The sequence below is a fragment of the Micromonospora sp. KC721 genome (assembly GCF_004348355.1).
GTDB lineage: Bacteria > Actinomycetota > Actinomycetes > Mycobacteriales > Micromonosporaceae > Micromonospora.
On record NZ_SMJY01000042.1, the window covers coordinates 17,517 to 35,833 of the forward strand.

Annotated in this window: 17 protein-coding genes; 11 read left to right on the top strand and 6 right to left on the bottom strand. The window is 73.2% G+C overall.

The window, feature by feature from the left end:
• Positions 1–122 precede the first annotated feature (122 nt).
• Genes E1182_RS10475 through E1182_RS10490 form a run of 4 tightly spaced genes read right to left on the bottom strand, consistent with a single transcriptional unit; the run spans position 123 to position 5,673 of the window.
• A complete protein-coding gene (locus E1182_RS10475) occupies positions 123–1,613 on the bottom strand; it encodes a mannitol dehydrogenase family protein (RefSeq protein ID WP_207921347.1) in 1,491 nt (496 codons plus the stop codon).
• A complete protein-coding gene (locus E1182_RS10480; protein ID WP_132263508.1) occupies positions 1,604–2,908 on the bottom strand; it encodes an enolase C-terminal domain-like protein in 1,305 nt (434 codons plus the stop codon). The genes E1182_RS10475 and E1182_RS10480 overlap by 10 nt, the downstream gene beginning before the upstream one ends.
• On the bottom strand, positions 2,905–4,329 hold the full coding sequence (gene uxaC, locus E1182_RS10485; protein ID WP_132263510.1) for a glucuronate isomerase: 1,425 nt from the start codon (positions 4,327–4,329) through the stop codon (positions 2,905–2,907). The genes E1182_RS10480 and uxaC overlap by 4 nt, the downstream gene beginning before the upstream one ends.
• 18 nt (positions 4,330–4,347) lie before the next feature.
• Positions 4,348–5,673, bottom strand: coding sequence for a Gfo/Idh/MocA family protein (locus E1182_RS10490; protein WP_132263512.1), 1,326 nt, complete (start codon positions 5,671–5,673; stop codon positions 4,348–4,350).
• Positions 5,674–5,918: 245 nt separating this feature from the next.
• On the opposite strand from E1182_RS10490, the gene E1182_RS10495 reads away from it, so the two are divergent.
• From E1182_RS10495 to E1182_RS10530, 8 genes are read left to right on the top strand one after another with little or no spacing between them, the layout of a single operon-like run.
• On the top strand, positions 5,919–7,055 hold the full coding sequence (locus E1182_RS10495) for a LacI family DNA-binding transcriptional regulator (protein WP_243706145.1): 1,137 nt from the start codon (positions 5,919–5,921) through the stop codon (positions 7,053–7,055).
• Between the two features lie 6 nt (positions 7,056–7,061).
• On the top strand, positions 7,062–8,408 hold the full coding sequence (locus E1182_RS10500) for an ABC transporter substrate-binding protein (RefSeq protein WP_132263514.1): 1,347 nt from the start codon (positions 7,062–7,064) through the stop codon (positions 8,406–8,408).
• A 29-nt stretch (positions 8,409–8,437) separates the two neighbouring features.
• Positions 8,438–9,415 carry a carbohydrate ABC transporter permease gene (locus E1182_RS10505; protein ID WP_132263516.1) on the top strand — a complete coding sequence of 326 codons (978 nt, stop codon included), beginning with the start codon at positions 8,438–8,440 and terminating at the stop codon, positions 9,413–9,415.
• Complete coding sequence (locus E1182_RS10510; protein WP_132263518.1) at positions 9,415–10,296, top strand: carbohydrate ABC transporter permease; 882 nt, start codon at positions 9,415–9,417, stop codon at positions 10,294–10,296. Before E1182_RS10505 ends, E1182_RS10510 begins: the two co-directional genes overlap by 1 nt.
• Positions 10,293–10,895 carry a hypothetical protein gene (locus E1182_RS10515; RefSeq protein ID WP_132263520.1) on the top strand — a complete coding sequence of 201 codons (603 nt, stop codon included), beginning with the start codon at positions 10,293–10,295 and terminating at the stop codon, positions 10,893–10,895. Before E1182_RS10510 ends, E1182_RS10515 begins: the two co-directional genes overlap by 4 nt.
• Positions 10,892–11,740, top strand: a complete 849-nt coding sequence (locus E1182_RS10520) for a PmoA family protein (protein ID WP_243706146.1) — start codon at positions 10,892–10,894, stop codon at positions 11,738–11,740. Before E1182_RS10515 ends, E1182_RS10520 begins: the two co-directional genes overlap by 4 nt.
• Positions 11,737–12,834 (top strand): sugar kinase, encoded by a 1,098-nt coding sequence (locus tag E1182_RS10525; RefSeq protein ID WP_132263521.1) that lies wholly within the window; start codon positions 11,737–11,739, stop codon positions 12,832–12,834. Before E1182_RS10520 ends, E1182_RS10525 begins: the two co-directional genes overlap by 4 nt.
• Positions 12,831–13,439 carry a bifunctional 4-hydroxy-2-oxoglutarate aldolase/2-dehydro-3-deoxy-phosphogluconate aldolase gene (locus E1182_RS10530; protein ID WP_132263523.1) on the top strand — a complete coding sequence of 203 codons (609 nt, stop codon included), beginning with the start codon at positions 12,831–12,833 and terminating at the stop codon, positions 13,437–13,439. Before E1182_RS10525 ends, E1182_RS10530 begins: the two co-directional genes overlap by 4 nt.
• A 31-nt stretch (positions 13,440–13,470) precedes the next feature.
• Here the strand turns inward: E1182_RS10530 and E1182_RS10535 are convergent, their stop codons facing one another.
• Positions 13,471–14,487: a LacI family DNA-binding transcriptional regulator gene (locus tag E1182_RS10535; protein WP_132263525.1), complete on the bottom strand. Its 1,017-nt coding sequence runs from the start codon at positions 14,485–14,487 to the stop codon at positions 13,471–13,473.
• A 150-nt stretch (positions 14,488–14,637) separates the two neighbouring features.
• Between E1182_RS10535 and E1182_RS10540 the strand changes: the two genes are divergently transcribed.
• Genes E1182_RS10540 through E1182_RS10550 form a run of 3 tightly spaced genes read left to right on the top strand, consistent with a single transcriptional unit; the run spans position 14,638 to position 17,776 of the window.
• The gene (locus E1182_RS10540; protein ID WP_132263527.1) at positions 14,638–15,789 is read left to right on the top strand and encodes a Gfo/Idh/MocA family protein; all 1,152 of its coding nucleotides are present in this window, start codon (positions 14,638–14,640) and stop codon (positions 15,787–15,789) included.
• Positions 15,786–16,937 (top strand): dihydrodipicolinate synthase family protein, encoded by a 1,152-nt coding sequence (locus E1182_RS10545; protein WP_132263529.1) that lies wholly within the window; start codon positions 15,786–15,788, stop codon positions 16,935–16,937. The genes E1182_RS10540 and E1182_RS10545 overlap by 4 nt, the downstream gene beginning before the upstream one ends.
• Positions 16,938–16,978: 41 nt before the next feature.
• Entirely contained in the window at positions 16,979–17,776 is a 798-nt protein-coding gene (locus E1182_RS10550; protein WP_132263539.1) for a sugar phosphate isomerase/epimerase, read from the top strand.
• Positions 17,777–17,878: 102 nt separating this feature from the next.
• On the opposite strand, the gene E1182_RS10555 is transcribed toward E1182_RS10550, so the two are convergent.
• Positions 17,879–18,223, bottom strand: a complete 345-nt coding sequence (locus E1182_RS10555; protein WP_132263531.1) for a hypothetical protein — start codon at positions 18,221–18,223, stop codon at positions 17,879–17,881.
• Positions 18,224–18,317 lie beyond the last annotated feature (94 nt).

The window sequence follows — 18,317 nt, forward strand, 5'->3', positions numbered from 1 at the left end:
GCGCTCACGGTGCCTCCTTGGTTCGCGGCTGCGGGGCTCGCAGGCCCGGCTCACTCCTCGCGCTCACGGTGCCTCCTTGGTTCGCGGCTGCGGGGCTCGCAGGCCCGGCTCACTCCTCGCGCTCACGGTGCACCCGCCAGGGTGCCCGCCGCCCCGTGCTCGCGCAGGGCGGTCAGCCAGCCGGTCACCTCGGCCCGCACCTGGTCGTCCTCGGCCAACGCGGCCGGGAAGACCTCACGCAGCGCGAAGACCGCGTCCACGGTGCCCGCCGGGGTGTCCGGGGCGGCGGCCAGCGCGGCCCGGATCCGGTCGGCGAGCGGATCGTCCAGCGGCAACTGCCGCCCGTCGTCGGCCTGCCCGCCGAGGAACCGCAGCCAGGCCGCCACGACCAGCGCGCCCCAGTGCGCCGGTCGGCCCTCGGCGCGCAGGTCGGCGATGGTGTGCAGGACCCGTTGCGGCAGCTTCTGCGAGCCGTCCATGGCCACCTGCAGGGTGCGGTGCCGGATCGCCGGGTTGGCGAACCGGCCCAGCACCTCGTCGCCGTAGTCGACCACCCGCACCCCGCCGGGCGGGGTGAAGCTGTGTGCCACGTCCTCGGCGATGAACCGGCGCAGCACCCCGATGAGGCCGGGCAGGGCCAGGGCCTCGGCGATGGTCTCGCAGCCGGCCACCGCACCGAGGTAGGCCACCGCCGAGTGCACGCCGTTGAGGCCGCGCAGCTTGAGCCGCTCCCAGGGGCCGGCGTCGTCGGTGAGCACCGCGCCGGCCCGCTCCCAGGCCGGCCGGCCGCCGGGGAAGTCGTCCTCCACCACCCACTGGGTGTAGGGCTCCGCGGCCACCGCCGCCAGGTCGCTCACCCCGAGGGCGGCGCGGGCGGTGGCCAGCGTCTCGTCGGTGCTGGCCGGGACGATCCGGTCCACCATGGTGCCGGGGAAGGTGACCTGCGCGGCGAGTCGCTCCAGCGTCGCGTCCGCGACGCCGGCCAGGACCAGCGCCTGCCGCACCAGCTCCCGCAGCCGCCGCCCGTTGGCGGGCAGGTTGTCGCAGCTGACCAGCGCGATCGGTCCGGCGTCGGCGGCGTCGCGGGCGAGCAGCCCGCGTACCAGCAACCCGGGTACGGTCTGCGGCGGGCGGTCGGTGGTCAGGTCGAGGGTCAACTGCGCGTCGGCGCGCAGCTCCCCGCTGACCGGGTCGAGTTGGTACGCCTTCTCCGTCACGGTCAGCGTCACCACCCGGATCGCCGGGTCGGCGAGCAGGGCGACCACCGCCGACGGGTCGCTGGCCGCGTGCCGTACGCCGGCCAGCGACCCGATGACCCGGGTAGCCGCGGCCTCGGCGGAGAGCGTGCTGACGCTGAACAGGCCGTCCTGCGCCGCGAGGGCCCGCACCAGCGCGGTGCTGCGCGGGGCGACCCCGACGATGGCCCAGTCCCCGCCGGCCGCGCCGATCGCCGCCTCGGTGTACACCGCCTGGTGGGCGCGGTGGAACGCACCCAGCCCGAGGTGGACGACGCCGGCCGGCACCGTGCCGGGACGCACCAGCGGCCGGCTCTCGGCGGGTAACCGCCGCAGGGTGGCCAGGCCGAGCAGCTCCGTGCTGACACTCACCGCCATGCCGGACCCTCCGGGAAGCGGAACCCGGCGACCGACTCCGGCTTCATGGTGGTGCTGTAGCCGGGGGCGGTGGGCAGCAGGTAGCGGCCGCCGCGGGTGCGGACCGGGTCGACGAAGTGCTCGTGCAGGTGGTCGACGTACTCCACCATCCGCCCCTCCAGGCTGGTGCCGACGCGCAGGAAGTCGAACGCCGTCAGGTGCTGCACGTACTCGCACAGGCCGACGCCCCCGGCGTGCGGGCAGACCGGCACCCCGAACTTCGCCGCCATCAGCAGCTCCGCCAGGACCTCGTTGACCCCACCGACCCGGCAGGCGTCGATCTGCATCACGCCGATCGCCTCGGCCTGCAGGAGCTGCTTGAAGATGACCCGGTTGGCGGCGACCTCGCCGGTGGCGACCCGGCACCGGCCGCCGGTCAGCTCGGTGACCGCCCGGGCGATCCGGGCGTGACCGAGCACGTCGTCGGCGTGCGTCGGCTCCTCGATCCAGTACGGGTCCACCTCGGCCAGCGCGGTCATGGTGGCGATCGCCTCGTCGACGTCCCAGACCTGGTTGGCGTCCATCATCAGCAGCGCGTCCGGGCCGATCTCGGCGCGGATGATCCGGGCCCGGCGCAGGTCGTCCTCGGGCGCACCGCCGACCTTCATCTTCATCGCCCGCCACCCCTGGGCGTACGCCTCGCGGGTCAGCGCCCGGACCTTGTCGTCCGGGTACCCCAGCCAGCCGACCGAGGTGGTGTACGAGGGCAACCCGTCGCGTTCCAGCTCGGCGAGCCGGTCGGCGAGACCGTCGCGGCCCTTGTCCAGGATGGCCGCCGCCTCCGCCGGGGTGAGCGCGTCGGTGATGTGGTGGAAGTCGACGTTGGCCACCAGTTCCTCGGTGGACAACTCCGCGAGGTAGCGCCACATCGGCTTGCCGGCGAGTTTGGCGCGCAGGTCCCAGACCGCGTTGACCAGCGCCCCGGTGGCCATGTGGATGACGCCCTTCTCCGGGCCCAGCCAGCGTAGCTGCGGGTCGGCGACGAGGGCGCGCCAGAAGGCCACCGGCGCGGCGGTGATCTCCTCGACCGTACGGTCCCGTACGTGGTGGGCCAGGGCACGGACGGCGGCGCAGGTGATCTCGTTTCCCCGACCGTTGGTGAAGGTGAACCCGGCGCCCGTCGGGCCGCCGTCGGTGCGCAGCTCGACGTAGGTGGCCGAGTAGTCACCCCGGTTGATCGCGTCGGAGCCGTCACCGGCCGCCGCGGTGGGGAAGCGGACGTCGTGCACGTCGACGCCGGTGATCCGCACACTCATGAGAAATCCCCCAGTTTGAAGACCTTCTTCGGCAGCCGGTACGCCAGGTCGACGATGGTCTCGGCGGCCTCGTGCTCGGTCAGCCGGTGTTCGGCGACCAGCCGGGCGAGGAAACCGGCGTCGACTCGGCGGGCCACGTCGTGGCGTACCGGGATGGAGCAGAACGCGCGGGTGTCGTCGACGAAACCGGCGGTGTTGTAGAAGCCGGCCGACTCGGTGACCGCCTCCCGGAAGCGCCGCAGCACCTCGGGGGAGTCCAGGAACCACCAGGGCGCGCCGAGGTAGAGCGCGGCGTAGCCGCCGGCGAGGGGCGCCAACTCGCGGCTGAAGGTGTACTCGTCGAGGGTGTAGACCACCACCCGCAGCCGGGGGTCGTTGCCGTGGGCGTCCAGCAGCGGGGCGAGCGCGTGCACGTACTCGGTGGCCTGCGGCACGTCGCCGCCGACGTCCCGGCCGTGCCGGGCGTACAGCCAACGGTTGTGGTTGCGGACCGCGCCGGGGTGCAGCTGCAGGACCAGCCCGTCGTCCAGCGACATCCGGGCGAACTCCACCAGCATGTGCGCCCGGAACGCCTCGGCGTCGGCGGCGTCGGCCGCACCGCGCAGGCCCTTGTCGTACAGGGCGGCGGCCTGCGCCGGGTCGAGCACCAGCGTACGGGCGGTGGGGTGGCCGTGGTCGGAGGAGGTGGCCCCGGCCGCGATGAACGCCGCCCGACGGGCGCGCAGCGCGGCCAGGTAGCCGGCGTACGTCCCGGTGTCCTCGCCGGCGATCTCGCCCAGCCGGTCGACGTTGTTCCGCCACCCGTCGAACTCCATGTCGACCACGTTGTCCGGACGGAAGGTGGTGATGACCCGGCCGCCCGGCCCGCCCCAGCCGTCGGCGGCGAGCCTGGCGTGCTGCCCCAGGTCGTCCAGGGGCGACTCGGTGGTGGCCAGCACCTCGATACCGAACCGGGTGAACAGCGCCCGGGGCCGGAACTCCGGCTCGGCCAGCCGGGCGGCCAGCTCGTCGTAGACGGTGTCGGCGGTGGCGGGGCTCAGCGGCGTGGTCACCCCGAACACACTGGTGAAGGTACGTTCCAGCCAGAGCCGGGACGGGGTGCCCCGGAACAGGTGCCAGTGCGCGGCGAATCGTCGCCAGATGCTCCGCCCGTCGGTCTCCACCGGACTGCCGTCCACCGTCGGCACCCCCAGCTTCGCCGGGGGGACGCCCTGGCTGAGCAGCATCCGGGTGAGGTAGTGGTCGGGCACGATGAGCAGTCGGGCCGGGTCGGGGAACGGCCGGTCCTCGGCGAGGATCGCCGGGTCCACGTGCCCGTGCGGGGAGATGATCGGCTGCGGCCCGGCCAGGGCGTACAGGGCCCGGGCGAGCCGGCGGACACCCGGGTCGGCGGGGAGGAGCACGTCGTCAGGGGTCGGCACAGGGCCTCCTCGGCAGGGTCAGGGCAGGGTGATCAGGTCAGCGACCCGGACCGGCTCACCGGTCTCCATGCAGCGGTTGGCCGCCAGGCCGGTCAGCAGGGCCAGCGCGCCGTCGCGGGCGGTGGCGGCGCGGTGCAGCGGGTCGGCTTCGCCGCCGAAGAGCACCCTCGTCATCCGGGCGTCCGCGCCGCCGTGGCCCTGGCGGGTGTGGCCCTCGACCGGGATGACGGTCGGTGGCTGCCAGAACGGGCGCAGGGTGAGGGTCGCGCCGCCGGCCTCGGCGGCGGCCTGGTCGCCGTGCAGCGCTGCGCCCTTGAGCGCGCCGGCCGCCGCCGGGCTGACGAAGTCGTTCTCGACGACCTCCAGTTCCAGCCGGCCGTGGCTGCCGTTGACCATCACCCGGTAGCCCTCCCAGGGGGCGTACGCGGTGAGGTGGTAGGTCATCGTCGCGCCGTTGGTGTAGCGGGCGAGTACCGCCATGTCGTCCTCGATGCTCACCCCGGGGGCGAAGACGTTGCGGTCGCGCTGGTAGCCGTCCTCGGCCTCGGCGTCGAGGTACAGCTCCCGCAGTCGGGGGTGTTCGGCCAGCCGCAGCGCGAACGGGTCGTCGGCCGCGGCGGGGGCGCCGTGTGCCCGGTCGTAGTCGCGGGCGTACCCGTGCCGGCGGCCGCTCTCGCCGTAGAAGAAGAGCCGTCCGGCGGCGTACACGTCGACCGGCGCGGCGTCCAGCCACCAGTTGACCAGGTCGAAGTGGTGGCTGGCCTTGTGCACCATCAGCCCGCCGGAGGTGGCCTTGTCCCGGTGCCAGCGGCGGAAGTAGTCGGCGCCGTGCCGTACGTCCAGCAGCCACTCGAAGTGCACCGACCCGATCTCGCCGACCGCCCCGTCGGCGAGCAGCCGGCGCACTTGCTCGTGCAGCGGGTTGTAGCGGTAGTTGAAGGCGACGGTGACCTGCCGGCCGGTCTCGGCGACCGCGTCCAGGATCCGCCGGCAGCGTGGGACGTCCACCGTCATCGGCTTTTCGGTGATGACGTCGCAGCCGGCGCGGAGCGCGGCGACGATGTACGCGTCGTGGGTCGAGTCGACCGTGGTCACCAGCACCACGTCGACCCGTTCCTTGGCGAGCATGGTGGCGAAGTCGGCGGCCGGGTACGTCGGCACGGCGGGGTGGCCCAGGGCGACCAGCCACCGGTTGTGGGCGTCCATCCGCCGCTGGTTGACGTCGGCGAAGGCGACCAGCTCCGCGGTGTCCGCGTGCTCGGTCACCAGCGCGCGGACGAACATCTCGGCCCGGGCCCCGGTGCCGACCAGGGCGTGGCGACGCCGCCCGGGTGGTGATGACATGCGGTCGACCTCCCGCTCAGGCTGCAAAGGTTTGCAGCGAAGAAACCACGCGAACGAAGACCGCGTCAATGATCGCCGCCAATCCAGTGGCTTTTGCCCAAAATGATGCGGACTTGTCGGATTGCTAGGAGGCTCTTCGTCGTCGAGCCGTAACAGTAAGCCGTTGACACTGACACAACCGTTTGCATTAATGGGCGGCACCGCTGTGACCGCAGCCACACGCCTGACGGGGGGGAGGCCCGCTCGTGCCAGCCACCATCCGCGACGTCGCGCGGGCCTCGGGCGTGCACATCTCCACCGTGTCCCGCACCTTCTCGGCACCGCACCTGGTGAACCCGGACACCCGGGTCAGGGTGCTGGCCTGCGCCGAGGACCTGGGCTACCGGCCCAACCGGGCGGCGCGGGCGCTGATCACCGGTCGGACGCACAACATCGGCCTGATCATCGCCGACATCGCCAACCCGTTCTTCCCGCCGCTGATCAAGGCGGCCGAGGGGCAGGCACGGCATCGCGACTACCACGTCTTCGTGGCCGACACCAACGAGGACGCCGCCGCCGAGGAGGAGCTGGTCCACGCCTTGGCCAAGCAGGTGGACGGGGTGCTGCTGTGCAGCCCCCGGATGAGCAACGCCCTCATCGAGCAGGTCAGCCGGGAGGTTCCGGTGGTGGTGATAAATCGCCAGGTCGCCGGCCTGCCCTGCGTGGTGATGGACGTCGGGCAGGGCGCCCGGTCCGCGATCGAGCACCTGCTCGGCCTCGGCCACCGACGGATCGCGCTGCTCGGGGGCCCGCGCGGGTCCTGGACCAACCGGGAGATCCGACGGGCGGCCGGGGCCGCCGCCCGCTCCGGCGGTGCCGAGCTGACCGTGCTCGGCCCCAACCCGCCCACCGAGACCGGTGGCGGCGCGCAGGCCGAGCAGGTACGCCGCAGCGGCGTCACCGCCGTGCTCGCGTACAACGACCTGATGGCCATCGGGCTGATCGAAGGGCTGGACCAGCTCGGTCTGCGCGTACCGCAGGACGTCAGCGTGGTCGGGATCGACGACATCGCGCTGAGCCGGCTCACCCGCCCCAAGTTGACGACGGTGGCCACGCCGACTGCGGCCGCCGGCCGGACGGCCGTCGACATGTTGCTGCAACACGACCCCGAGCCCCGCCCGCGCGGCGGGGGACGGGCCGCGGCTGTCGGCGACCGTCGCACCACCGCACAGGTAATGCTCCAGACCGAGTTGGTCATCCGCGACTCGACCGGGCCCGCGCCGGGCTCCGGTCGAACTCGTTCCGGTGGCCCGTCGGCAGACCCGGGCCCGCACGCCGTGCGGAACTCGGCGGCCCGGTGGGCGTCACCGGTGACGCCGTCGCCTCCTAACGCCGAGGAGTAAGCACTGATGCACCCCGTTACGCCCCCCGCCGCCGGCTCGCCGGCCGGCCCCTCCTTCCGTACCCTGGCAGCACCCCGCCGCCGGATCCTGCGCGGCGTGGTCGCCGCCGTGGTCGCCGCCCCGCTGATGTTCGGCGCGGCGGCCTGCGGCGACGGCGGGGCCGCCCCCGGTGACGGCAAGGTCACGCTCTCCATCTTCTGGTGGGGCGGCGAGGGCCGGGCCAAGCTCACCGAGGACGCCCTGGCCCTCTACACCAAGAAGAATCCGAACGTGACCTTCGAGAAGACCTTCCAGGCCAACCAGGGGTACTTCGACAAGCTGGCCACGCTCACCGCCGGCGGCAACCCACCGGACATCTTCCAGATCGACGACAACTACCTCGCCGAGTACGCCGGCCGCAGCACGGTGCTGGACCTCACCAGCTACAAGGACTCCGGCAAGCTCGACGTGTCCAAGTTCCCCAAGAGCCTGCTGGAGTACGGCATCGTCGACGGCAAGCTCGCCGGCGTGGCGGCGGGGGAGAACACCCAGGGCCTGGTCTACAACAAGACGCTGCTGACCAAGCACGGCCTCCCGGAGCCGACCACCGGCATGAGCTGGGAGGAGCACATCGCCTGGGCCGAGCAGGTGACGAAGAAGACCAAGGTCCCCGGCACGCAGGACCCGAGCGCCGACTACAAGGCGCTCTGGGTGTGGCTGCGCCAGCAGGGCAAGGACCTGTACAAGGGCAAGGACCTCGGCTTCGACGAGGCGGACGTGACCCGCTGGTTCGAGCTGTGGAAGGGAGCCCGCGACCGCGGCGCCACCCCGACCCCGGACGTGATCCACGAGGGCAACTCCAGCGACATCACCAAGCAACTCGTGGTCACCGGCAAGTCGGCGACCTCCTGGGTCTGGGTCAACCAGATGCCCGACCTGAAGAAGAACACCTCCGACGATCTGGGTGTCGTGGCGTACCCGGGTGACCCGAGTGCCCAGTGGGCGCGAGCGTCGATGTACTGGTCGGTGTTCAAGGGCAGCAAGAACCGGGACGCCGCGGTCGACGTGATCAACTTCCTGGCCAACGACCCGGAGGCGGTGGCGCTGCTCGGCACCGACCGTGGTCTGCCCTCGAACATGGACCTGCGGGCCAAGGTCAGCGAGACGGCGACCGACCCGGCGATGAAGCAGTCGATCGCGGTCGAGACCGAGCTGGCGGCGACGTTCGGCCCCTCCCCGCAGGTGCCGATCAAGGGCCACAGCAAGGTCAAGTCCGAGCTGGTCAAGGCCGCGGAGAACGCTCAGTACGGCCGGGCCACCCCGGCCGAGGCGGCGAAGCAGTTCCTCGCCGCCTGCAAGTCCGCGATCGCCTGACCTCGCGGCTGACGGAAAGGAGCCGGCCCGTGGCCCTCACCACGGCCCCCGGCCGGACCGGACCCACCCGTTCCGCCCGGCCCCACGCCTCCCGGCGTGGGGCCGGGCGGGACCGGCACGGTGAAGGTCTGGCCGGCTACGTATTCCTCTCGCCCTGGCTCATCGGACTGATGGGCGTCACGGCGATCCCCATGCTGCTCTCGCTCTACCTCAGCTTCACCAACTACGACATCCTCACTCCGCTGTCCGAGGTGCAGTGGGTGGGGCTGGCCAACTACGAGCGGATGTTCACCGCCGACCCGTCGTACTGGCACGCGGTGCGGGTCACCCTCACCTTCGCGCTGGTGGCCGTCCCGCTGAAGCTCGCCGCCGCGCTCGGCGTCGCGCTGCTGCTCAACCGGGCCTGGCGCGGCGTCGGGCTGTTCCGCGGCCTGTTCTACCTGCCGTCGCTGCTCGGCGGCAGCGTCGCCCTGGCGATCGTCTGGGTGAACATGTTCAACCGGGACGGCGCGTTCAACTCGTTCCTGGCCCTCTTCGGCATCGAGGGGCTGCCCTGGGTCAACGACCCGGAGTGGGCTCTGGAGACGCTGATGCTGCTGGCGATCTGGCAGTTCGGCGCCCCGATGGTGATCTTCCTGGCCGGGCTCAAGCAGGTGCCCACCGAACTGTACGAGGCGGCCTCGGTCGACGGGGCCGGCCGGGTCAGCCAGTTCTGGCACGTCACCCTGCCGATGCTCTCCCCCGTCATCTTCTTCAACCTGGTGCTGGAGACCATCAACGGCTTCCAGGGCTTCACCGCGGCGTTCGTGCTCAGCAACGGCACCGGCGGCCCGGTCGACTCGACCCTGATGTACACGTTGAAGCTGTACATCTCCGGTTTCACCGACCTGGAAATGGGCTACGCCTCGGCGATGGCCTGGGTCTTCCTGATCGCGATCGCGCTGATCACCACGGTCTTCTTCAGCACCGGGCGGTTCTGGGTGCACTACTCCGACGGGGAGCGGTGATGGTGGCGGTGACCTCGACGGCACCCCGGCAGGGAGCTCGCAGGCCGGGCGGACGGCAGGCCCTGCGGCTGGTCGTCCTGATCGTGATCGTCGCGGTCGTGCTCTATCCGCTGCTGTGGATGGTCGGCACGTCGGTGAAGTCGCAGCAGGAGATCGTCAGCAACATCGGTCTGCTGCCGGAGCGGTTCACCCCGGGCAACTACCGCCAGGGGTGGCACAACTTCGACCTCAGCTTCGGCCGGTTCTTCCTCAACAGCGCCATGGTCAGCCTGCTCACCGTGGTCGGCAACGCGGTCTCCTGCCTGCTGGCCGCGTACGCCTTCGCCCGGCTGCGGTTCCGGCTGCGGGGGATCTGGTTCGCCATCATGATCGGCACCCTGTTGCTGCCCGGGCACGTGCTGATCGTGCCGCAGTACATCCTCTTCCGCAGCCTGGGCCTGGTCGGCGGCGACTGGCCGTACCTGCCGCTGCTGATCCCGCAGTTCCTCGCCACCGAGGCGTTCTTCGTCTTCCTGATGGTGCAGTTCATGCGCGGCATCCCCCGCGAGCTGGACGAGGCCGCCAAGATCGACGGCGCGAGCCCGTACGGCACCTTCCGGCACGTGATTCTGCCGCTGAGCCGCCCGGCGCTGGTCACCACCGCGATCTTCTCGTTCATCTGGACCTGGAACGACTTCTTCCGCCAGTTGGTCTTCCTGTCCAGCCTGGAGGACTACACGGTGCCGGTGGCGCTGACCCTGTTCATCGACTCCACCGGCCAGAGCGCGGTCGGGCCGATGTTCGCCATGTCGGTGCTGTCGCTGCTGCCGGTCTTCCTGTTCTTCCTCGCCTTCCAGCGGATGCTCGTCGAGGGCATCAACACCAGTGGACTCAAGGGATGAGCGACACCGAACCCCGCCGGGACTGGCGGGACACCCTGCGCGACGCCACCGACCTGGCGCTGCTCGGCTTCCTCCTCGTGCTGGCCGCGCTGCCGCTGCTCACCCTCGCCCCGGCGGCGGCCGTCGCCAGCGCCGCCGTGCACGACCGGGTCACCAACGGCGGCTGGCCGGCGCTGCGCACCACCGCGGCCCGGTTCACCCGGGCGCTGCCGACCGGCCTGACGGCGAGCGCCGTCGCGCTCGCCGCCGCCGTCGCCGTCGGCGCCGACCTGCTGGCGCTCGCCGCCGGGCGGGTCCCCGGCGGGCCACCCGCTCTGGCCGTCACCGCCCTGGTCGCCGCCGCCCTGACCGGGTACGCCGGGCTGGTCGTGGTGGCGGTCGGCCGCACCGGCGGGCGGGGCTGGCGGGACGCCGCCCGCGCGGCGGCGCGTACCGGGCTGGACCGCCCCGGCACCTGGGCCGCGGCCAGCGGGGTGTGTGTCCTCGCCGGACTGCTCGCCGCGCTGGTCACCCCGGTGGCGGTGCCGATCCTCGCCGGATACGCCCTGGCCGCACTGCACGCGGTCGCCCGACCGCTGGCCCGGGTGGTGACGCCGTGACCGAGGAACCGACCCTGCGGGTGGGTGACGTCGAGGTCGCCCGGTACGTGCTGCACCCCGACCTGGACCCCCGGCACGGCCCCCGGCCGTACCTGCACCCGGTCCGGACCATCGCCGGCACACCGGTCACCGACGCCTTTCCCGCCGACCACGTCTGGCACCTCGGGGCGTCCCTGGCGGTGCAGGACGTCGACGGCACCAACCTGTGGGGCGGCCGGACGTACGTGCGTGGCAGCGGCTACACCTGGCGGGACGACCACGGCGTGATCGCCCACACCGGCTGGGTCGACCGTGGCCCGGACCGGCTGGAACACCAGTTGCAGTGGCGCGACCGCGACGGCGGCGTGCTGCTCACCGAGCACCGACGGCTCGGCGCGACGGCGGTGGCGACGGACGTGTGGCGGCTCGACGCCGACTACACCCTCACCGCCCCGGCCGGACGGGACGTGCGCCTGGGCAGCCCGGCCACCAACGGCCGCCCCGGCGGGGCCGGCTACGGCGGGTTCTTCTGGCGGGCGGTGGCCGACGGTGAGCCTTCGGTGTTCACCCCGGACTCGGCGGGGGAGCAGGCCGCCAACGGCAGCGCCGCGCCCTGGGTGGCGATGACCGGGGTGGCGCCGGGCGGTGGGGCGTACACCCTGGTCTTCACGGGGTTGGGCCCGGGCGACCGGTGGTTCGTGCGGACCGCGATGTACCCGGGTGTCTGCGTGGCTTTCGCCTTCGACCACCCGGCCGTGGTGCCGGCCGGCGGGGACCGGCGCGGCCGGCACGCCGTCCTGGTCGCCGACGGCACCCTGGACCGGACGCGGATCGCCGCCCTGCTGCACCACGGGGACGAGGCATGACCGGCGGGCACCCGGCCGGGCCGGGCCGGGACGCGACCGGTGGACCGGAGGTGGCCACGGTGGGCGAGACCATGGTGGTGCTCACCCCCGACCCGGTGGCGTCGCTGGAGCGGGCCGACCGGCTCGGCGTCTCGGTCGGCGGCGCGGAGTCCAACCTGGCCGTGGCGCTGGCCGGCCTCGGCCACCGGGTGGGCTGGGTGAGCCGGGTCGGCGACGACCCGTTCGGGCGGCGGGTGGTCCGGCACGTCACCGACGCCGGGGTGGACGCCCTGGTCGAGGTCGACCCGACCGCGCCCACCGGGGTCTACCTGAAGGACCCGGACCCGGGCCGGACCGCCGTGCACTACTACCGGTCCGGCTCCGCCGCCTCCCGGCTGGGCCCGGACGCGTTGGACGACCGGCGGCTGGCCGGGGTCCGGCTGCTGCACCTGACCGGGGTGACCGCCGCGCTCTCGCCGTCGTGTGCCGCGCTCGTGGAGTACGCGCTGACCGACCGGCCGCTGGGTGCGGCCCGGATCAGTTTCGACGTCAACCACCGGGCCCGGCTCTGGCCGCCCACCGCAGCCGCGCCGGTGCTGCGCCGGCTCGCCGACCGGGCCGACGTGGTCCTCGTCGGGCAGGACGAGGCGGACACCCTCTGGGGATGCGCCGACCCGGCCGCGGTGCGTGCGCTGCTGCCGGGACCGGACCTGGTGGTGGTCAAGGACGCCGGAATCGGCGCGACCCTGCTGCCGCGCACCGGCCCTGCCGTGTTCGTGCCGGCGCTGCGGGTGCCGGTACGCGAACCCGTCGGCGCTGGCGACGCCTTCGCCGCCGGTTTCCTCTCCGGGCTGCTACGCGACCTCGCCCCCCGCGACTGCCTGCGGCTGGGCCACCTCTGCGCCGCACCCACCCTGACCGTCCCCGGCGACACCGCGCCGCCGCCCGGGCGGGAACTGGTCGACCGGCTGCTCGCCCTGCCCGCCGCCGCCTGGGCGCAGCTCGACCCGGTGGGGGTCGGGCTGATTCCCGCCGTGCCGCGTCGCGCGGGCGGCAGCGATTCCGATGTGCCGCGTCGCGTGGGCGGCAATGATCCAGACAGGAGCAGCCGATGACCTCGCACGACTTCGCGCCGATCTTCGCCGGTGTCCGGGTGATGGTGATCCTGCGTGACCTGCCGGTGGCGGAGACCGTCCGCCTCGCCGAGCAGGCGTGGGAGCTGGGCATCGACGTGGTCGAGGTGCCGATCCGCACGCCGGAGGCCGGGCAGTCCCTGCGGGCCGCCGTCGCGGCCGGCCGGGAGCGGGGCCGCCCGGTGGGGGCCGGCACCGTCCGTACCCCCGCCCAGGTCCGCCTGGCGGCCACCGCGGGTGCCGCGTTCACCGTCGCGCCCGGGCTCGATCTGGCGATCGCCGACGCGGCGGTGACCTACGGCATCCCGCACCTGCCGGGGGTCGCCACCCCGACCGAGGCGCAGCGGGCCCTCGACCACGGGCTGGTCTGGCTCAAGGCGTTCCCGGCGGTGAGCCTCGGCCCGCAGTGGTTCCGGGCGATGGCCGGGCCGCTGCCGGAGCTGCGGTTCGTGGCCACCGGCGGGATCGACGCGGACAACGCGGGGGACTTCCTCGCGGCCGGTGTGAAGGTGGTCGCGGTCGGGTCGGCGCTGGCCGACCCCCGGCAGATCCCCCGGCTGGCGGAACTGGCCACCGCGCGGGCCTGAGCCGTTCCGCTCCCGTCGGCGCCGTGGTCGGTCAGCGCGGCGCGGGGCCGAGGCTCTCGCGGCGGACCAGGGTGGCGGGAAGCACCTCGACCCGGGGCCCGCCGCCAGCCGGGTCGAGGGCGAGGGTCATCGCCCGGGCCCCCAGCTCGACCAGGGGCAACCGGACCGTGGTCAGCGTCGGGGTGACGTCGGCGGCCACCGGCATGTCGTCGAAGCCCACCACCGACACCTGCTCGGGCACCCGGATGCCCCGCTGCCGCAGCAGGGCCAACGCGCCGACGGCCATCGAGTCGTTGAGCGCCACCAGCGCGGTCAGCCCGGGACAGGCGTCCAGCAGCGCGGCGGCGGCGCGGGCTCCGCCGTCGCGGTCGAAGTCGGCGTAGCGGATGTGCTCCTCCGGCAGCGGCGCACCGGCCTCGGCCAGCGCGGCCCGCAGCCCGCCCAACCGGTCGGTGATCGTGGTCAGCACCTGGGGACCGGCGATCACGCCGATCTGCCGGTGCCCCAGGCGGAGCAGTTCTTCGGCGAGCAGTCGGCCGCCGACATCGTTGGCGGGCATCACCGCGTCGCCCGGGTGCTCGTGCCGGCCGACCACCGCGACCCGGCCGCCGGTGGCCTCGTACGCGGCCAGCTTCTCGGTGAGCCGGGCGGTGAAGTCGGCGTCGTGGTAGCCCGAGCCGGCCAGCACGATCGCGGCGACCTGCTGGCCGCGGAGCATCTCGACGTACTCCAGCTCGCGCTCGGGGTCGCGGTAGCTGTTGCAGATGATCACCAGCCGCCCCCGGTCGGTGGCCACCCGTTGCAGGCCCCGGGTCAGCTCGGCGAAGTACGGGTCGGAGACGTCGTGCACCACCACGCCCACCACGCTGCGCTGCGGCCGGGCCAGCAGTTGGGCGTGCGCGTTCGGGACGTACCGCAGCTCGGCGACGGCGCGCAGCACCCGTTCGCGCAGCTCGTCGGCGACCGGTTTGCTGCTGCCGTTGATCACCCGGGAGGCCGTGGCGGGGGAGACGCCCGCGCGGCGGGCCACGTCGGCCAAGGTTGCCAACTGTCACCCCCGTGTGCGTCCGGTTTCCGCGCCTGGCGCGGTCGACGGACAGGCTACCGCAAGATCCATGGGTGCAGGCTCTTGCCTGGCGTGCCGGGTGCCCCCTACGCTGCCAGGAAAGCGCTTACCTGAACACATGAAGGGACGACCATGACCCGAAGGTCGATCGGCATCATCGTCAACGGCGTCACCGGTCGGATGGGATACCGCCAACACCTGGTCCGGTCGCTGCTGGCCCTGCGTGAACAGGGCGGCCTGGCCCTGCCCGACGGCACCCGGATCTGGCCGGAGCCGATCCTCGTCGGCCGCGACGAGGGCCGGCTGCGCGCCGTGGCCGAGCGGCACGGGCTCACCGACTGGACCACCGACCTGACCGCCGCCCTCGCCCGCGACGACGCCGAGATCTACTTCGACGCGCAGGTGACCCAGCAGCGGGAGAAGGCCATCCGGCAGGCGATCGACGCCGGCAAGCACATCTACACCGAGAAGCCCCTCGCCGAGTCCAGCGCCGCCGCGATGGAACTGGTCCGGGCCGCCGACGCGGCCGGCATCCGCACCGGCGTGGTGCAGGACAAACTCTTCCTGCCCGGCCTGCGCAAGCTCAAGCGGCTGATCGACGGCGGCTTCTTCGGCCGGATCCTCTCCGTGCGCGGCGAGTTCGGCTACTGGGTCTTCGAGGGCGACTGGCAGCCCGCCCAGCGTCCCTCCTGGAACTACCGGGTCGAGGACGGCGGCGGCATCATCATGGACATGTTCCCGCACTGGCAGTACGTGCTGGAGGAGCTGTTCGCCCCGGTGCGCGCGGTCACCTGCCTCGCCGCCACGCACATCCCGCAGCGGGTCGACGAGGCCGGCCGCAGCTACCCGGCCACCGCCGACGACGCCGCGTACGGCATCTTCGAACTCGACGGCGGCGTCGTGGCCGCGCTCAACTCGTCCTGGTGCACCCGGGTACACCGCGACGAACTCGTCGAGTTCCACGTCGACGGCACCGAGGGCAGCGCCGTCGCCGGGCTGCGCCGCTGCCGGGTGCAGCACCGCGCCGTCACCCCCAAGCCGGTCTGGAACCCGGACCTGCCCGCCACCGAGAACTTCCGGGCCCAGTGGACCGAGGTGCCCGACAACGATGAGTTCGACAACGGCTTCAAGGTGCAGTGGGAGGCGTTCCTGCGGCACGTCGTGGCCGGCGACCCGTTCGGATGGGACTTCCTCGCCGGGGCGCGTGGCGTGCAGCTCGCCGAGCTGGGTCTGGAGTCCGCCCGCGAAGGGCGCCGCGTCGAGGTGCCGGAGTTGAACCGATGAGCGTCACCGTCAACCTGCCCGGCGGCGAGACGTACCGGCTGCGCGGGGGGCGGGGCTTCGCGCGCCCCGCCGGGCCGTCGACCAGCCGGGTGGCGTACGCCGCCGCGCACGTCGTGGCGGACCCGGCCGCGGAGAACGTACCGGGTGCCCCGGCCGCCGTCGACTGGGAACGCACCCTGGCCTTCCGGCACCACCTCTGGTCGTACGGGCTCGGGGTGGCCGAGGCGATGGACACCGCCCAGCGCGGCATGGGGCTCGACCACGCCGCCTGCCGCGAACTGATCCGGCGTAGTGCCGCCGAGGCCCGCGCGGTGGGCGGGCGGATCGTCGCCGGGGTCGCCACCGACCAGCTCCCGCCCGGCCCGAGCGCGCTACCCCTGATCACCGAGGCGTACCTCGAGCAGCTCGCCGAGGTCGCCGCCGCCGGGGCGCGGCCGGTGCTGATGTGCAGCCGCCAGCTCGCCGCGACAGCGACCGGCGCGGAGGACTACCTCCAGGTGTACGACCGGCTGCTGACCGCTGCCGACCAGCCCGTCGTGCTGCACTGGCTCGGCGACATGTTCGACCCCGCGCTGGCCGGCTACTGGGGCTCGACCGACCTGGACGAAGCCACCGAGACCGTGTTGCAGTTGATCAAGGACCACCAGGCCCGGGTCGACGGCATCAAGGTCTCGCTGCTCGACGCCGAGCGCGAGGTCGACCTGCGCCGCCGGCTCCCCGAGGGGGTACGCCTCTACACCGGCGACGACTTCAACTACCCCGAGCTGATCCGGGGCGACGAGCAGGGACACTCCGACGCGCTGCTCGGCGTGTTCGCCGCGATCGCGCCGGCCGCCGCCACCGCGCTGGCCGCGCTCGACGCCGGCGACCTGGCCAGCTACGACGAGGTGTTCGCCCCGACCCTGCCGCTGGCCCGGCACCTGTTCGCCACGCCGACCTGGCACTACAAGACCGGCATCGTGTTCCTCGCCTGGTTGACCGGGCACCAGGACCACTTCACCATGCTCGCCGGGCAGCAGGCCGGCCGTTCCCCGGCGCACCTGGCTCGGCTGCTGGTCCTGGCCGACTCCGCGGGGCTGCTGCCGGACGCCGACCTGGCCGCCGCCCGGGCCCGGGCGTACTTCACCGTGGCGGGGGTGGCGCAGTGAGCGCTCCCGCCCCGGTGAGCCGGGTGGCTCCGGCGCCCGGGCTGGAACGGTTCTCCTTCAACCAGGCCACCGCGAAGCACTGGCCGCTGACCGAGGTGGTCGCCGGCTGTGCGGCGGCCGGGGTGCCGGGAATCGGCCTGTGGCGGGAGCCGGTCCAGGAGTACGGCCTGGACCGTGCCGCCCGGCTGGTCCGCGACGCCGGGCTGGAGGTCACCTCGCTGTGCCGGGGCGGGTTCTTCACCGCCCCGGGCTGGCAGGACGAGAACCGCCGGGCCATCGAGGAGGCCGCCATCCTCGGCACCCGGGAACTGGTGCTGGTCTCCGGCGGGTTGCCGGCCGGTAGCCGCGACGTCGACGGGGCCCGGCGGATGGTGGCCGACGCGATCGCCGAACTCGCCCCGGAGGCCGCAGCCGCCGGGGTGCGGCTGGCCATCGAACCGCTGCACCCGATGTTCTGCGCCGACCGGTGCGTGATCGCCACCCTCGGTCAGGCCCTCGACATCGCCGAGCGGTTCGACCCGGACGTGGTCGGGGTGGTGGTCGACACGTACCACATCTGGTGGGACGACAGCGTCTACCAGCAGATCGCCCGCGCCGGGCAGCGGATCGCCGCCTTCCAGGTGGCGGACTGGATCACTCCACTGCCGGAGGGGGTGTTGCTGGGTCGGGGCCTGCCGGGGGAGGGCAGCGTCGAGCTGCGCCGCCTGCGGGAGGCCGTCGACGCGGCCGGCTACACCGGCCCGATCGAGGTGGAGGTCTTCCACGCGGATCTCTGGTCCCGCCCCGGCCCCGACATCCTGGCCGCTGCCACCACCGCCTACCTCGCCCACGTCCCCTGACCCTCGGCGCGTCGATCATGAAGTTGACGGCGGTGTCGATCATCCCGGCCGTCGTCAACTTCATGATCAGCGAGGTGGGTGGCGGGCATCCCGCTCACCTGCTCAGACCCAGGAGCGGACGAAACGGGCCTCGCGCCCCTGTGCGGGCTGGGTGGGTGACGCCTGCGTCGCCGGACGGTTGCCCGGCGGCATCTGGTTGACGCCGAGGGCGGCCGAGAAGATGACCAGGCCGTTGAAGAACGCGATGATCCACTTTTCGGCGCCGGCCTCGGTGGCGAACGCCGCGGTGGTGTAGGAGAGCAGCAGGGCCACGCCCAGGGCGATCCACTTGCGGGCCTTGTCGCCGCTCGGGCCGATCAGGCCGCCGACGACGTTGGCGGTCAGCAGGGTGGCGGCGCTGGCGCCGGTGAGGCTGCCGAGGGCAGCCCAGGTGAAGAGATCGTTCACGGCGATCCCCCTTCGGACGGTGCGCGGGGAATGGAGGTGATGGCACGACGGCGGGCGGAAGGACCGCCCGACCGCCGGGGTGACGGCGTGGGGT

Coding starts and splice junctions, on each gene's coding strand:
- E1182_RS10510 (WP_132263518.1), top strand. CDS start 9,415: ATGGTGGCGGTGACCTCGACGGCACCCCGGCAGGGAGCTCGCAGGCCG.
- E1182_RS10540 (WP_132263527.1), top strand. CDS start 14,638: ATGACCCGAAGGTCGATCGGCATCATCGTCAACGGCGTCACCGGTCGG.
- E1182_RS10525 (WP_132263521.1), top strand. CDS start 11,737: ATGACCGGCGGGCACCCGGCCGGGCCGGGCCGGGACGCGACCGGTGGA.
- E1182_RS10480 (WP_132263508.1), bottom strand. CDS start 2,908: ATGAGTGTGCGGATCACCGGCGTCGACGTGCACGACGTCCGCTTCCCC.
- E1182_RS10490 (WP_132263512.1), bottom strand. CDS start 5,673: ATGTCATCACCACCCGGGCGGCGTCGCCACGCCCTGGTCGGCACCGGG.
- E1182_RS10500 (WP_132263514.1), top strand. CDS start 7,062: ATGCACCCCGTTACGCCCCCCGCCGCCGGCTCGCCGGCCGGCCCCTCC.
- E1182_RS10515 (WP_132263520.1), top strand. CDS start 10,293: ATGAGCGACACCGAACCCCGCCGGGACTGGCGGGACACCCTGCGCGAC.
- E1182_RS10545 (WP_132263529.1), top strand. CDS start 15,786: ATGAGCGTCACCGTCAACCTGCCCGGCGGCGAGACGTACCGGCTGCGC.
- E1182_RS10475 (WP_207921347.1), bottom strand. CDS start 1,613: ATGGCGGTGAGTGTCAGCACGGAGCTGCTCGGCCTGGCCACCCTGCGG.
- E1182_RS10530 (WP_132263523.1), top strand. CDS start 12,831: ATGACCTCGCACGACTTCGCGCCGATCTTCGCCGGTGTCCGGGTGATG.